Origin of the sequence: Bacillus sp. CH140a_4T (genome assembly GCF_008923725.1) — a bacterium.
In the GTDB taxonomy this organism is placed as follows: domain Bacteria; phylum Bacillota; class Bacilli; order Bacillales; family Bacillaceae_G; genus Bacillus_A.
Genome location: NZ_WBPF01000005.1, coordinates 1 through 14,473 on the forward strand (window position 1 = coordinate 1; position 14,473 = coordinate 14,473).

The 14,473-nt window shown below is 35.5% G+C and carries 24 protein-coding genes; 21 read left to right on the forward strand and 3 right to left on the reverse strand.

The window, feature by feature from the left end:
• From F8162_RS00955 to F8162_RS00965, 3 genes are all read right to left on the reverse strand, one after another.
• The coding region (locus F8162_RS00955; protein ID WP_413226570.1) for an exosporium leader peptide-containing protein at positions 1-203 on the reverse strand (203 nt) is incomplete at its 3' end.
• Positions 204-625: 422 nt separating this feature from the next.
• On the reverse strand, positions 626-1,093 hold the full coding sequence (locus F8162_RS00960) for an epimerase (RefSeq protein ID WP_151582715.1): 468 nt from the start codon (positions 1,091-1,093) through the stop codon (positions 626-628).
• Positions 1,094-2,426: 1,333 nt separating this feature from the next.
• Positions 2,427-2,729, reverse strand: a complete 303-nt coding sequence (locus tag F8162_RS00965) for a hypothetical protein (protein ID WP_098849978.1) — start codon at positions 2,727-2,729, stop codon at positions 2,427-2,429.
• A 46-nt stretch (positions 2,730-2,775) separates the two neighbouring features.
• Between F8162_RS00965 and F8162_RS00970 the strand changes: the two genes are divergently transcribed.
• The 21 genes from F8162_RS00970 (at position 2,776) to F8162_RS28595 (ending at position 14,467) form a co-directional block, all read left to right on the forward strand.
• Positions 2,776-2,898 carry a DUF3983 domain-containing protein gene (locus F8162_RS00970; RefSeq protein WP_076875652.1) on the forward strand — a complete coding sequence of 41 codons (123 nt, stop codon included), beginning with the start codon at positions 2,776-2,778 and terminating at the stop codon, positions 2,896-2,898.
• A gap of 116 nt (positions 2,899-3,014) precedes the next feature.
• Positions 3,015-3,185 carry a hypothetical protein gene (locus F8162_RS28585; RefSeq protein WP_016109818.1) on the forward strand — a complete coding sequence of 57 codons (171 nt, stop codon included), beginning with the start codon at positions 3,015-3,017 and terminating at the stop codon, positions 3,183-3,185.
• A 27-nt stretch (positions 3,186-3,212) separates the two neighbouring features.
• Positions 3,213-3,695 carry an ArpU family phage packaging/lysis transcriptional regulator gene (locus F8162_RS00975; RefSeq protein WP_151582717.1) on the forward strand — a complete coding sequence of 161 codons (483 nt, stop codon included), beginning with the start codon at positions 3,213-3,215 and terminating at the stop codon, positions 3,693-3,695.
• Entirely contained in the window at positions 3,695-4,237 is a 543-nt protein-coding gene (locus tag F8162_RS00980) for a site-specific integrase (protein ID WP_151582719.1), read from the forward strand. The genes F8162_RS00975 and F8162_RS00980 overlap by 1 nt, the downstream gene beginning before the upstream one ends.
• A gap of 574 nt (positions 4,238-4,811) precedes the next feature.
• Positions 4,812-4,973, forward strand: a complete 162-nt coding sequence (locus F8162_RS28590; RefSeq protein WP_225990129.1) for a hypothetical protein — start codon at positions 4,812-4,814, stop codon at positions 4,971-4,973.
• Positions 4,966-5,220 carry a hypothetical protein gene (locus F8162_RS00985; protein ID WP_151582720.1) on the forward strand — a complete coding sequence of 85 codons (255 nt, stop codon included), beginning with the start codon at positions 4,966-4,968 and terminating at the stop codon, positions 5,218-5,220. The genes F8162_RS28590 and F8162_RS00985 overlap by 8 nt, the downstream gene beginning before the upstream one ends.
• A 23-nt stretch (positions 5,221-5,243) precedes the next feature.
• The gene (locus F8162_RS00990) at positions 5,244-5,456 is read left to right on the forward strand and encodes a hypothetical protein (RefSeq protein ID WP_151582722.1); all 213 of its coding nucleotides are present in this window, start codon (positions 5,244-5,246) and stop codon (positions 5,454-5,456) included.
• Between the two features lie 134 nt (positions 5,457-5,590).
• A complete protein-coding gene (locus tag F8162_RS00995; protein ID WP_151582724.1) occupies positions 5,591-5,845 on the forward strand; it encodes a hypothetical protein in 255 nt (84 codons plus the stop codon).
• The gene (locus F8162_RS01000) at positions 5,835-6,212 is read left to right on the forward strand and encodes an HNH endonuclease (RefSeq protein ID WP_151582726.1); all 378 of its coding nucleotides are present in this window, start codon (positions 5,835-5,837) and stop codon (positions 6,210-6,212) included. Before F8162_RS00995 ends, F8162_RS01000 begins: the two co-directional genes overlap by 11 nt.
• Positions 6,213-6,341: 129 nt before the next feature.
• Positions 6,342-6,845, forward strand: coding sequence for a phage terminase small subunit P27 family (locus F8162_RS01005; protein ID WP_061675010.1), 504 nt, complete (start codon positions 6,342-6,344; stop codon positions 6,843-6,845).
• A gap of 1 nt (position 6,846) precedes the next feature.
• The gene (locus tag F8162_RS01010; RefSeq protein WP_151582728.1) at positions 6,847-8,541 is read left to right on the forward strand and encodes a terminase large subunit; all 1,695 of its coding nucleotides are present in this window, start codon (positions 6,847-6,849) and stop codon (positions 8,539-8,541) included.
• Positions 8,542-8,729: 188 nt separating this feature from the next.
• Positions 8,730-9,983: a phage portal protein gene (locus tag F8162_RS01015; protein ID WP_151582730.1), complete on the forward strand. Its 1,254-nt coding sequence runs from the start codon at positions 8,730-8,732 to the stop codon at positions 9,981-9,983.
• Positions 9,970-10,671 (forward strand): head maturation protease, ClpP-related, encoded by a 702-nt coding sequence (locus F8162_RS01020; RefSeq protein WP_151582732.1) that lies wholly within the window; start codon positions 9,970-9,972, stop codon positions 10,669-10,671. The genes F8162_RS01015 and F8162_RS01020 overlap by 14 nt, the downstream gene beginning before the upstream one ends.
• Positions 10,672-10,709: 38 nt before the next feature.
• Positions 10,710-11,882: a phage major capsid protein gene (locus F8162_RS01025; protein WP_078206875.1), complete on the forward strand. Its 1,173-nt coding sequence runs from the start codon at positions 10,710-10,712 to the stop codon at positions 11,880-11,882.
• Positions 11,883-11,902: 20 nt separating this feature from the next.
• Positions 11,903-12,181 (forward strand): head-tail connector protein, encoded by a 279-nt coding sequence (locus tag F8162_RS01030; protein WP_078206876.1) that lies wholly within the window; start codon positions 11,903-11,905, stop codon positions 12,179-12,181.
• Entirely contained in the window at positions 12,178-12,501 is a 324-nt protein-coding gene (locus F8162_RS01035; protein WP_151582734.1) for a phage head closure protein, read from the forward strand. The genes F8162_RS01030 and F8162_RS01035 overlap by 4 nt, the downstream gene beginning before the upstream one ends.
• Entirely contained in the window at positions 12,494-12,928 is a 435-nt protein-coding gene (locus F8162_RS01040) for an HK97-gp10 family putative phage morphogenesis protein (RefSeq protein WP_078206878.1), read from the forward strand. Before F8162_RS01035 ends, F8162_RS01040 begins: the two co-directional genes overlap by 8 nt.
• Positions 12,925-13,284 carry a DUF3168 domain-containing protein gene (locus F8162_RS01045; protein WP_147740089.1) on the forward strand — a complete coding sequence of 120 codons (360 nt, stop codon included), beginning with the start codon at positions 12,925-12,927 and terminating at the stop codon, positions 13,282-13,284. The genes F8162_RS01040 and F8162_RS01045 overlap by 4 nt, the downstream gene beginning before the upstream one ends.
• On the forward strand, positions 13,285-13,893 hold the full coding sequence (locus F8162_RS01050; protein WP_060749513.1) for a major tail protein: 609 nt from the start codon (positions 13,285-13,287) through the stop codon (positions 13,891-13,893).
• A 50-nt stretch (positions 13,894-13,943) separates the two neighbouring features.
• Entirely contained in the window at positions 13,944-14,261 is a 318-nt protein-coding gene (gene gpG / locus F8162_RS01055) for a phage tail assembly chaperone G (protein WP_078206881.1), read from the forward strand.
• 29 nt (positions 14,262-14,290) lie between these two features.
• Complete coding sequence (locus F8162_RS28595) at positions 14,291-14,467, forward strand: hypothetical protein (RefSeq protein ID WP_192797586.1); 177 nt, start codon at positions 14,291-14,293, stop codon at positions 14,465-14,467.
• The last annotated feature ends 6 nt before the right edge of the window (positions 14,468-14,473 follow it).

The window sequence follows — 14,473 nt, forward strand, 5'->3', positions numbered from 1 at the left end:
CCGGTAGGTCCAGTGTCACCAGTGGGTCCAGTATTCCCGGTAGGTCCAGTGTCACCAGTGGGCCCAGTATTCCCGGTAGGTCCAGTAGCGCCGGTAGGAATTATAAATGGAGGAGTAGGTGATAATGTTGGCCCAATAGAACTTGGATCTATCGCAGCTCCTTGTAAAATATCTCGGGAATTTAATTCATTTTCTTTTGACATGGTTCACCTCCAAGATTGCAGCTCTTTACTAATAGATGCAGAAAGTTAATTGGTTATGAAAATAAGTAATTGATTATACATTATGAAAATTAAAATTGAACAAAAGCGTTATTTGATTAATAAATAAAAAAGAGCACCTGACCAGGGTGCTCCGCCAATTACTATGAATAACAATCCATAATAATATATGTGACTTTTGCCTAATGGTGATAATTTTATAAATTTATTAACAAAATCCTTATTTAAAATAAAAAGAGCGCTTTTAAAAGCGCTCTACGGCCAAGGCTAGTGTTGAAAATAGGTGACTGCATTACATTGTATGTACGTTTTTACTGTATGTGCGAGTTTAAATAAAATCGTTATTTGATTAAAAGAAAAAAGAACACATGTTGATATGTGCTCTAAGCTAATCATTTTAATATCTATTCAAGTGTTTCTTTTGCATCAGGTGTATCAAATTTATCAATCAATTTAAAGATTGCTTCTAAAAGAATTGTAGATAAAATCGCAAAGATTAATACAGCATGTGGTGATAATTGCACTGCTGTGAAATTAAGTTTTGCTAGCCAAAAATATCCGACATACATTGTCAGGAAGGTACTAACAATTGAAATTGTAAATCCTAAGAAACCTAATTCTTTTAGCTTTTCCTCAGATAATTTAAATACACGTAATACGAAAGAGAAGATGATCCCAACTATGAAAAATCCAATACATAAGGTCAATAGTGACATTATACTTGGGTATTCAACGTCATCAGGCATCCATTGTTTCATTCCTACAATGATGGCTGTAGGGAGCACGATGGGTATTAATAATGGCGATACTATTAGAAAAATTGCCAATAGTCTATTGCTGTTGTTTGTTTCATTATTGTTTTGATTATTCATAAAGCCTCCAAAAATAATTTTAAAATAAATATCCTAGTGGATTTTAGCACAAAAGTATTAGCAAAGCCACAGTTAAAAAAAGGTGGATTTAAACAAAAACGCTATTTTATTAGTAAACAAACTAAAAAGAGCCTGTTGTGTGAGGGTAGGCTCTTTTTAGAAAAAGCTAATGGAAAAATTGCGTTGAGGCTACCCATATAATACAAGATATTACTTGTTTTTTCTATATGTTGAATGTTGAAAAATTTATGTGCTTAATAAAAACACTATTTTGCTAATGCGAAAAAAAGGAGTGCCTTATTAGGGCGCTCCCAGTCGCTAATAAATACCCAGTCTCATTAAAGTATATGTGAATTTTAACTAATAATGATTATAAAAACTTCATTTTGCATTAATTCGGAACATAAAAAGAGCACTTAGTAAAGTGCTCTCGTGACGAGACCTATTTTATAGCGACTATTTTATATAGAAAGGAACTCAGAATATTATATGTGAGTCCAGTTAATTGAGTGCTTTTTACAAATACAGAGCAGCTAGCAAAAGCTAACTGCTTTGTTGTCCAACAAGAGCATCACCACAATGCTTTGTAACTTAGAAGTTACAGTTATAGTATAAGCAAAATTGAAAATGTTATGCGAGGAAAGCTTAATAAAAATTTCATTTTGTATTAAGTTGGAATATAAAAAGAGCACTTAGTAAAGTGCTCTCGTGACGAGCCTCATTTTATAACGACTATTTTATAAAGAAAGGAACTCAGAATATTATATGTGCGCCAGTCAATTGAGTACCTTGTACAAATAAAGAGCAGCTAGCAAGAGCTAACTGCAATGAGAAATTACACCCATGAATTTAGGAGTACAAAATTACATGGTTGATTATAGTATGTATGGAAATTTCAAGTTTATGTAATAAAACTTAAAAAAGAGCAGTTGGTACTGATAACTGCTCTCACAAACACCGCAAAAAATGGACTACTTTGGGGAAAAAGTAGGTTGTACTTAGTGTTGCCGTAATATTGGAATTTATTCGAGAAAATGAAAAGTTGAATTACTTATAAATTACTAATAACTAAAAGAGCAGCTAGCAAAAGCTAACTGCTCAGACTCTCGACCAAGAGAGCAAGAGTGGGAAGAATTTAAAACTACTTTTTAAATTCTTTCATAGTATCGGAAAATATTTAGAATTCTATTCGTATAAAACATAAAAAATGCAGCTAACAAAAGTTAGCCGCTAAGCCCTCGGGTATGAAGGAAAATCAGAAACTGTAGTTACATTATTGACGAAATATTGAGTTTTATTCAGAGGCAGATATATATTGTGAAAAAATTCAAGGTTAAACCCAATAAAAAATAAGCATTGCAGTAAAACAAGAGAGAGTCGTCAACAAGGTAAACTTTGCTGCAACTTTCCATTGTTCACTTTTAATATTTGAAGAGGAAAAAATATATTTTCTAGCTCCAAAACCTAATAAACAACCGCCGCATACTAAAGTTAACAGTCCAATGAGAAATCGTGAAGTTGGAAAGCCAGTAGGATCCATAGCAGTTAAAATCAACATTTTAAACGATAAATGGAGAACGAGTGTTAAAACAAAAAAGTAGCTAATAGCTAGTACCCATTTATTCATGCTTTTCATAAAAACCACCTCATTTCTTTGGGGTTAATAAAGTGAGGTCGGGAGAATGAAAGCTTTGAAGAAAAGAAAAATTAGAAAAGCTATTACTCGTCGTGCGAAAGATGTAGAGAAGTACCAAGTTAATAAAGCTTGGAGAAACATTTTTGTACAAGCAGGTATTATCAAATAAATGAAAATTGAATGTCGTCCGGCTAGAAAACTAGAGGACACCAATTTTTAGAACAGCAATTAAAGCTGTTTTAGGAATAGGTGTCCTTTTTATTTTGAAAAGGGAGATGGGGAAATATGAAGGCACTAAAGGACCAATTACGCGAGTGGAAAAAACAATCGAATCAAACGAAAAAGAAAACTAAGAAAAAGCGAAAAGAGAAGTTAAGTACTCGTGACATTGAAGGTTTAATGGGAATTCATGGCCCACGTTATGAACGTAGACGCGGAGCTTTAAGACAAAAGTAATTTGAAAATAAAAAGGAGTGGTCTTACATGACTAAACAATTATCTTTCTTACCAAAAATCGATAGAACAGCAACACAGGAGGAATTAGAAGGTGTGTTGGAAAGCGTACGTATACATAGACAATTTGGGATGATGCGTAAAGAAATGAAAGTCACTCCTTCTTATGAAATACGTGAGCACGGTCCTACACATACAGTTGGAAAACCATTAGAAGATGTTGCTATAGCAAATATTCAACAAAGTAAACGAGAAGAGTGGCTTGAAAGAATGTCAGTACGTATTGATCAGTTTTTAAATCGATTAGGGAACGGACGGACAGGAACTATTCAGAGAGACATCATTTATAAACGTTATTTAGAAGATGAGGACGTGTGTGATTACATGGTCTATAACGAGATAGGGATGTCAGAGCGTACTTATAGACGTTGGAAATCTAAAGCATTTTATAAACTCGCTTTTGCGCTTGGATTAGAAGTTTACGAGACAGAAGAAATGGGAGGTAATGAATAATGAACTTTGTTCAACCGATACGTGATCCAGAGCAAATACAGCAGCTTAAAGAGTATTTTAAGGGAAAGAGCTTACGTAACTACATTCTCTTCATTATGGGCATTAATACAGGTCTTAGAATCTCAGATATTTTGAAACTGAAGGTAGGAGATGTTAAGGGCAGTCATATATCTATGAGGGAAAAGAAAACAGGGAAGCAGAAACGAATACAAATTACTGCATCTCTTAAAAGAGAACTTAAATGGTTTATTGAAGAAAGAGAAGACAATGAGTATTTATTACAAAGTAGACAAGGTGGGAATCGTCCAATTGGTCGTAGCATGGCATATAAGATATTAAGTGGAGCAGCGGCAGTGTTTGGACTAGACGAAATAGGAACACATACGTTGAGAAAGACGTACGGCTATCATATGTACATGCAAACGAAAAACATAGCATTACTCATGGAGATATTCAATCACTCGTCAGAGAAGGTCACGTTACGTTATATAGGTGTAAACCAAGATGCAATGGATAAAGCAATGACTAGGTTTAAAATCTAAGCATTGCTTTTTCTTTTTAATTCTATACAGTTACTCATAAATTTCGTACTGTGTAACTCAAAAGAGAAAGTGAAATAAAATCAATGATACCAAGGGATTCAGCAAAGAGGTCAGTTACACACAATATAAGATATGGGTAAGTCATTAAGAGAAAATACATGAGAGAAGGATATAAAAATAAGTGGCAGAGTCGTGACCGCTTTTTGGCAGGAAATGTGCCGGTTGTTTTGGAGTTCACGTGATATATTTGTATTGTGAGAAGTGGCGGAAAACACAACTCACTATGTTGTTTCAAAATTTCTAAACGACCCATATTGGCGGCAAGCTAAAATCCGAAACCAGCAGATGGTAAAGATTGAATGTACCGTTAATATAAAGGAGAGCTTTTGCTCTTCTTTGAGCTAACAACATCCTAGGTAGACAGAATTAGGAGAACCTGATAAGTTTTCCGATGGTGTCTGTCGTGGTTGTTGGCTGAGAGAAGAATAAAACTTCACATACCGTAATTTGATTGTAAATAAATAATTGTTCTTAAAGCATCCATTCGGGTGCTTTTTATTTTGGAGGAGGATGAATGATGGATAATCAATGTGAGCACGAGTGGACTAATATTCGTATTCCAGGTGATGATGGCATTTATGTAGCTTGTCTGAAATGCAAATCTATAGATGTAGAAGAAACGAGAAGATTATCTAGAGAGTTAGCTTTTCAAAAGGGGGAAAAACAAAATGGCTAATAACAAATTAATTATTGAAGTAACTGCTGATACAAATGAAGCATTGGAAGAGATTAAGGAAGTAACAGAAGCTGCAAATGAATGCGCGGAAGCATTAGAGAAGCTAGAAAAGGTTATGGGAAAATTCACTAAAAAGAATGATGTGATTAGAATAGATGTTCCTGTTCTAATAAACGGAAGGAAAATAGCTGAAGGTGTTACGAGAATTACGGAAACAGAAAGGGAAATAGCTTCAAGAACATGTTAAGGAAATGCAGGGGGAGATAGCTAATGAAACTAACTAAACAAGAACAAGCCATTGTGATTGGAACATTCATTTCAATGTTAGGAACAGATCTTGTAAATGAGCGTATCGATAAAAAGAAATTAGAAAATGCAATTCCTATATTTGACGAGATGCAAGATAATACAACACCAAAGCAAAAGAGAGAAGCTATGATTAGTTTGCTTGGTAAAACGGTAGATGAATTCTTGGAAAAGTAGCCATAAAAAAAGGAAAAGGAACTCGCTTGGGGGGCGAATTACTTTTCCAGATGGCAATGTTAATTTCATTATAACAACTTGTATTTATTTGTAAATATATAATCAGAATATTCTTTCTAAAGGAGTGAGGGTAGGTGCAAGTCTATTGTTCGAACTGTAATAAAGATTACGACATGCAACCACAAGTAACACAACTTCCTAATCGTATTGAGAAGTGTTTCTTTATTTGTCATCATTGCGGCCATGAACATGTTGCAGCATATGTGAACGATAAGATTCGTAAGCATCAAGCTGACATTGCAAAGTGTCATGAGCGTATTAACAAGAAGAACCTTGCTATCGAGGATGAAATGAAACGGTTAAGAAAGAGAATGGAAGGTGCCAAGTAAACCATTTAAGCCGTGCAAGTCGTTAGGTTGCAACGAACTAACACGGGATAAGTATTGCGCTAAGCATATCGAAAAGGAAAAAGAAACCGTAAGATATTATGACAAACATATTCGAAACAAAAGCTCACGTTCATTCTACAACTCAAGACTGTGGAAGGATATGCGTGAGCTTATTTATCGTAGAGATCATGGTCTATGTGTTCAATGTAGAAGCAAGGACATCATTAAGATAGGTGATGTAGTCGATCACATCATACCTATTCGTGTTGATTGGTCAAAACGATTAGAACCATATAATTTACAAACACTTTGTCATGCTTGCCATAATAAGAAAACAAAAGAAGATGAAAAGAAAAACAAAAAATAATTCGAAAGAAAAACTTCATAAACAACCCCCCACCTTAAAAAAGCAAAAGGCGAATCCCTGGAGACCGCCGCCTAGCTTTCTGTGCAAAAATTTCGTTTTATTCCATAAAAGGGGGTTCGGCTGAAGGAGGTGGTTCTCATAGGAAGAAAAGCTAAACCGATTCATCTACATTTATTAGAAGGAAATACAAGTCGACTAACAAAAGAAGAAATCGATCAAAGGTTAGCGGCTGAAAAAAAGTTACAAGCAAAAAAGGATAAAGTAAAACCACCCACATGGTTAGATTCAGTTGCTAAGAGAGAGTTCAAACGAATTGCAGGTGAATTATTAGAGTTGGATGTCATTACAAACATAGATGTGAATGCACTAGCAACTTATTGTGATGCTTTTTCTGACTATGTTGAATGCACCAAGATTATTCGAGAAGAAGGACTACTTGTTGAGTATACCAATAAAGCGGCTGAAACCAATAAAGTGCCACATCCATTACTTACAAAGAAGAAGCAATTACATGAGCAAATGAAGGCTTTGGCTGTTGAGTTTGGTCTTACACCAAGTGCAAGAGCAAAAATTGTAATTCCAAATATAAAACAAGGTCCGAAAACTAACGTAGAAAAGGAGTTTGACGTATAACATGATTAGACAATGGATGTTGGACTATTGTGATGATGTACTAAGTGGTGAGGTCATTGCCTGTCAGAAACATAAACAAGCGTGCAAACGATTTTTAAGAGATATTGAGCGTGAAGGTTCTGAAGATTTCCCTTATGTTTTCAATGAAGAAAAGGCACTTCGTTTTTTAAAATGGATGTCTTTATTTAAACATACAAAAGGGAAACTGGCTGGACAAAGAATTGAACCGCATTCTATACAAATCTTTGTTTTTAGTAATATTTATGGATGGGTTCACCGAAATACAGGCTTAAGAAGATTCAAAAAAGCGTATTGGCAAGTAGGACGTAAAAATGCAAAGTCACAATCTTTAGCGTGCGTTGGCTCATATGAAGCAATGGCCCTTGGTGAGAATATGTCTGAAGTATATGTTGGTGCCACAAAAACAGAGCAAAGTAAAATTGTTTGGAATGAGATTAAGGCCCAAATGAATGGATGTGACGATCTAAAAGATAAATTTAATATTGCTTATGGGAAAATTGAACACTTAAAGACAAATTCTTTTATTTCCGCACTTTCAAAAGATGCTGGTAAATCTGGTGATGGATTGAATGTTCAGTGCGGTATTATCGATGAATACCATGCACATCCTACTTCTGAAATATATGATGTTCTTGTATCTGGTTCGGGAGCTCGTCCTAATCCATTAATGATGATTATTACGACAGCAGGATTTAATTTGAGTAACCCTTGCTATCGTGTGGAATATCAATATGTTTCTAAGATTCTAGATTCAAATATTGATATTGAAAATGAAGAATACTTTGTAATGGTCAATGAATTAGATAAGGATGATGAAATTACAAACCAAAATGTATGGGAGAAGGCAAATCCTATTTTATGTAGTTATGAAGAAGGGTGCTCTTTTTTAAAAGGAGAGTTACAATCAGCATTAGATGTGCCAGAGAAAATGCGGAATTTCCTTACTAAAAATATGAATCGATGGGTTGATATGAAGGAAAACGGCTACATGGATATGAAAAAGTGGAAAGATTGCGATGGAACTGTTGAATTATCTGAATTAAAAGGTTTGGAATGTACAGTAGGAGTCGACTTATCCGCCAAAATCGACTTAACGAGCATTTCATTTGAGTTCAAGAAGGATGATAAGTATATTGTTTTAAGTCATAGCTTTATGCCGGAAGATACGTTAACTGAGAAGAGACAAACGGATAAAGTTCCTTATGATCTGTGGGTACAACAAAAATGGATCACGACAACGCCTGGTGCAGTAGTTGATTATGAATTTATCAAAACACATATTAGAAACATGGAGAAAAAGAATAAGTTCAAAATTAAAGAAATATGTGCTGATCCATGGAATGCAACACAGTTTATGCAAGATATGGAAGCTGAAGGATATACGATGATAGAGATACGCCAAGGAATGGCGACTTTATCAGGCCCTACAAAAGATTTTAGAGAACAAGTGTATCTAAAGAAAGTCATCCACAATAACAACCCTGTATTAAATTGGGCAACTAGTAATGCTATAACGAGGCAGGATGCTAATGAAAACATTATGTTAGACAAGTCAAAAGCAACAGAAAGAATTGATCCGATTGCGGCTGTAATAAACTCACATGTTCGTTGTATCCTCAATTCTGGTGAGATGGACTTAAATTCATATATCTTAAGTCAAGATTTCTCATTTTAGGAGGAATTACATGCGTTTTTTATTGTTTTTTATTAGTATTTTAGAAGATATTTTACTTATTTCGGGGTTGTCCATCATTGTTGGGACGACTTTTTTTATTAATCCAATTTACGGCTGGTATCTATTAGGACTTATTCTCACAATGTTGGGGGTGGTAATGATAAGAAGATAGAAAGGAGGTGAAACTTTTGATTTTTCGACAGTTATTTAAGAATCAAGATATGACAGATTTAAAAAATCCATCACCTTGGTTTAAAAGTATATTTGGTTATCAGGCCGCAAGCGGTGAAAAGGTAACGGTTGAGTCATCTTTAGGCGTTCCGACAGTGTATCGATGCATTAACATCCTTGCAAATAGTGTTGCAATGCTTCCTTTTCAGGTTTTTAGAAAAACATCAAAGGGAAGAGAACGAGATAAGCTGCATCAAGTGTCGATTGTTTTAGAAAAACGTCCAAATCCGTATCAAAGTCCGTTTAAATTCAAACATTTAATCGAAACGCATCGTAATACATGGGGAAATGCTTATATCAATATCCATTGGGGTGTGGATGGCAGACCAAAAGAATTATGGGCATTGAATCCAGCTGTCACAACTCCAACTGTGGACTTAAAGACAAATAAATTATGGTATTTCACTAGTTTACCGGACGGTACACCTGTAAAAATACCTGATGATGATATCATTCATCTTACTACATTGTCCACTGATGGGCTAAAAGGAAAACCGCCTATTCAAATTGCAAGAGAGTCTATAGGTAGCTCACAGGCGGCACAAAAGTTTAAAGGTAAGTTTTTTACAAACGGTGCAGCTCATAGTGGAATATTAAAAACTCAACAAGCACTTGGTAAAGAAGCGAAAGATGTACTTCGTGATTCTTGGGAAGAAGCAAATACAGGTTTAAATAATGCTCAAAGAATTGCAATTTTAGATGCTGGTTTAGAATTTGAGAAGGTGGGAATGCCATTGAAAGATGCTCAATTTATTGAAGGTATGAAGTTCGATAAAGCTGAGATTGCAAACATCTTTAATATTCCATTGCACATGATTAATGAGTTAGATCGTGCTACATTCTCAAACATTGAGCAACAGGCATTGGATTTTATTCAAAATACATTGAGTCCGATACTTATTCAGTATGAAGAAGAGTTTTCTTATAAAACATTCTCATTTAATGAGCAAAAGCGTTACTATCTAAAATTTAATTTAGCAAGCTTATTAAGAGCAGATCAAAAATCAAGAGCCGAGTTCTATAACATTATGTTAGATAGAGGTGTATTTTCTATTAATAAAGTTTTAGAACTTGAAGATATGGATGGTATTGGTGAACTAGGTGATAAGAGCCGAGTCGATTTAAATCATGTATCTATTGAGATTGCGGATGAATACCAATTAGCGAAAGCTAGTGGAGGTTCGTCGCTGAAAGGAGGTGAGGGCAATTAAAGACGTGTTTACTATTAAAAATCAAACGGATTCTTCAGCGGACCTATTTATCTATGGTGACATCATAAATAATACAGGTTGGAAATGGGATGATTCTGACATTATGCCTGATGATGTAAAAAACATTTTGGGTCAATTGGATGATAAAAGTAACCTTAATATTTATGTAAATAGCGGTGGGGGTTCAGTGTTCGCTGGTTTAGCTATTTATAATATGTTAAAGCGCAATAAGGCCCAAAAAACTGTTTATGTAGATGGCGTTGCAGCTTCCATCGCTTCAGTAATCGCCCTGGCAGGTGATCGTGTTGTTGTCCCTTCTAATGCTTTCTTAATGATTCATAAGCCTTGGACATATGCAGCTGGAAATGCAATAGATTTCCGAAAAGCAGCAGAAGACCTGGATAACATTGAGTCTGGAATTATGAATGTATATAAGGAAAACTTAAAAGAAGGTATTGAAATTGAAGAAATACAGCAATTAGTAGATGCAGAGACCTGGTTAAGTGGTGAACAAGCTGAAAAATACTTCAACATCGAAGTTGTGGAAGCAAAAGAAGTCGCAGCATGTATGAGTGATTACTTTGATAAATATCAAAAAACACCAAGTAAAATAGTAGCAAAAGCGCCTTCTTTTCCGAAGAATGAACAATTAAAAATTCAAAATGCACTAGACCTGTTAGAACTATAGGTCTATTTTTTGTGCCAAAAATAAGGAGGAAATACCGAATGGATAAACATGAACAAGAATTACGTCAGAAAGTCGCTGATTTAAAAGCAAAAGCAGAAGAGTTTAACAATAGCGGTAAATATGAAGATGCAAAAGCGAAAATTGAGGAAGCGAAAAACGCAAAAAATGAACTAGATAATTATCTAGCAATGAAGCAAATCCAAGTGCCTGATCCTGTGAATGCACAAACTGGAGTGTTACCTCCAGCATCAGTTCAAAATGAAGATACATCGTATAAAGAAGTATTTATGAAAGCTTTACGTGGCCAAGCATTAAGCCATGATGAAATAAGTGTTATGCAGGAATATAAAGCATCCTTATCAGAGAATACGGGCAAGGATGGCGGTTATATCGTCCCTGAGGATATTACTACAACAATTAATCAGCTAAAACAAACGGTTGATAGCTTAGAGCAATATGTAAGTGTACAACCTGTTTCAACAAATAAAGGATCTCGTACATTAGAAAAACGTGCAGCATCTACACCTTTTGCTCCACTATCTGAGTATGGAAATCCAAATGCGATGCAGGAAATTGCTTCACCACAATTTGATCGTTTATCTTATGCTATTGAAGATTACGCTGGATTCTTACCAGTACCAAATGACTTGTTAGATGATACAGATCAAGCTTTAGAAAGTTATTTACGTCAATGGATCGCGAAAAAATCCATTGCAACTCGTAACTATTTAATTTTGCAAGAAGTTAACAAGTTAACAAAGGTTGATTTTAAGGATTATAAAGGAATTAAAACCGCATTAAATGTCACATTAGATCCAGCTTTTTCGGCTGTAGCAAACATTTTTACAAACCAAGATGGATTCAATTACTTAGATCAAATAGAAGATAAGGATGGCCGTCCGCTACTTCAACCAGACCCAACAAATCCAACTCGTAAGTTATTGTCAGGAAAACCAGTTATTGTTTTATCCAATAAGACAATTGCTACAGATAAAGACGGAAAAGCACCATTCATTGTTGGGGATTTGAAAGAAGCGATTGTTCTTTGGGATAGAAAACAATTATCTATCGATATGACTAAAGAAGGTGGAAACGCATGGAGATCAAATACTTCTGAGTTCCGAGCAATCGAACGTGAAGACGTTACGCTTTGGGATTCAGAAGCGGTTGTGTATGGACAAATTACAGTTGTGGCGAAACCTGGAGCTTAATGATATAGGAGGTGTCCTTCTTGGTACTGAAATTAGAGGAAGCTAAAGAGTATCTTCGTGTGGATGGCGATGAGGAGGACTCCCTCATTTCATCCTTTATAACAGCAGCTGAAATATATATTAAGAATGCAACAAGTAAAAATGTAGATTTAAAGAGCGAGCTTGCTAAATTAGCGGCTCGTATTTTAATTGCTCATTGGTATGAAAACCGTGAAGCAGTTGGGAAAGCTGAACAATTAGCATTTAGTTTGCAGTCAATATTAGTTCAATTGCAATATTGCGTAGGTGATTCCACATGAATCCAGGTAAATTAGATAAACGTCTTGTATTTCAAATAAAAGATGAGGATGCGAAGGGCCCGGATGGTGAACCAATAGATGGTTATAAAGACTCTTTCACTGTATGGGGCTCCTTCATTTTTTTAAAGGGAAGAAAGTACTTTGAAGCAGCCGCAGCCAACAGTGAAGTGCAAGGTGAAACAGAAATTCGATACCGTGGCGGTATGAATGCAGATATGAAAATCAAATATAAGACCACGATTTATGACATTGTTTCAGTTATTCCAACTGAAAAACACACGTTATCAATCATGTGGAAGTGTGGTGGAATGAATGGCTAATGGTGTTGATTTCTTAGGATTTGATCGTTTAGTCTCCGAATTAGAACAAATGGGATTACGTGGAGAAAAGATTGAAGATAAAGCTCTTGCAGCAGGTGGCGAACCTATTCGAAAAGCGATTGCCGAACGAGCACCAAGAAGTGATAGTCCTAAGAAACCGTCTAAAAGTGAACCGTGGCGTACTGGCCAACATGGTGCTGATCATATAAAAGTTACGAAAGCTAAACTTGAAGGTGGTATTAAAACAGTTAAAATCGGAATCGATAAAGCAGATCGTTCCCCATGGTTCTATTTAAAGTTTCATGAATGGGGGACGTCAAAAATGCCAGCTGAACCATTTATAGAACCTGGCTTCAATTCTTCAAAGGAAGCCGCAGTTCGTGCTATGACAGATATTTTAAAAAATGAAATGAGGCTAAACCTGTGATAAATTTACGCCCGGATATTTTACAAGTTCTTGAGAATAATCAGGAGCTTGTTTCTTTATTGGGTGGCAAGCGTGTTTATTATCGTAAAGCCAAAAATGCAGAAGAGTTTCCACGGATTACATTTTTTGAATTAGACAATAGGCCAGATGGCTTTGCGGATAATGAAGAAATTGAAAGTGAAATCTTATTCCAAATCGATATTTGGTCAAAAGGTAGTACAACAGCAATCCATAAAAAAGTGAATGAAGTCATGAAAAGTATTGGTTTCTCACGTTATGCGGTTGCTGATCTATATGAAGATGATACACAAATTTATCATTACGCGATGCGATTCGCGAAAGGAGTGGAGTTATAGATGGCTGGAGAGATTGTTACAATTAGTTCGACTGTCGGTGTAGATAGTCTTGTATATTCAAAAATATTAAAAGATGATGCGACAGGAGTTTCGTATTCAGACGTGAAGAAAATGGAAGGTGCCGTAAAGGTTAAAACATCTAAAAAGGTAGCTTCTGAGATTATGTGGAGCGATAACAAGAAATCAGAAATCGCTGAGTCTGACGGTGAAGTCGAGGTTGAAATTGAAGTTCGAGGACTTTCACTATCCACGAAAGCAGATATTGAAGGATATCCAGAAGTTAAGGATGGTGTATTAGACGAGAAACGAGAGGGGGAAAAACCATATTTAGCGATTGGATACCGTTTTTTAAAGGCTAACGGTAAGTATCGTTATGTTTGGTTACTTAAAGGAAAACTTTCACAAGAGGAAGAAGAAGCTGAAACGAAAAAAGACAAGCCTAACTTCCAAACAACAAAACTTAAAGGATCATTCATTGAGCGTGATTTTGATGATAGACCAAAATTCACGGCTGATGCTGATGAACCTACATTTACAAAAGCTATCGGAGATAATTGGTTTAAAAAGGTATACGAAAAAGCAGTTAATCAACCACCATCAGGTCAATAAGAGGGAGCAAAAGCTCTCTCTTTTTTTTATTAACTAAGGAGGAATAAACTATGAAACTAACATTACGAATCAATAAGGAAAAGAAAACTTTTAATTTACCGGGGTTCATTCCAGCTCGTTTAATCCGTCAAGCACCTGAGCTTGCTGATATTCCAAATAATCCTGGTCCAGAGGATATGGATAAAATGGTTCAATTTGTAGTGAATGTTTTCGATGAACAATTTACATTAGATCAATATTGGGATGGTGTGGATGCTCGTAAGTTTTTATCGACAACTTCAGAGGTAATTAACACTGTTATCAATGAAACTGTGGAAGCAGCTAGTGGTACACCTGGAACTGGAGAAGAAGAAAACCCAAACGCGTAGAGGGGGGAGGGATAACGTTCAGTGAGTTTATGGACGAGCTCTACCTCTCTTTATTACGTCAAGGATATAAACATCATCATATCGATAACGAAATGGATATTTGGCATTATTTAAGGCTAAATGGAAAGTATCGTGAACAAGGTAATTCAAATAGTGAAAATCAAAATTCAAATGAAATAGAAGTTCCAGCTGAAAACATTATCTAACGAGGG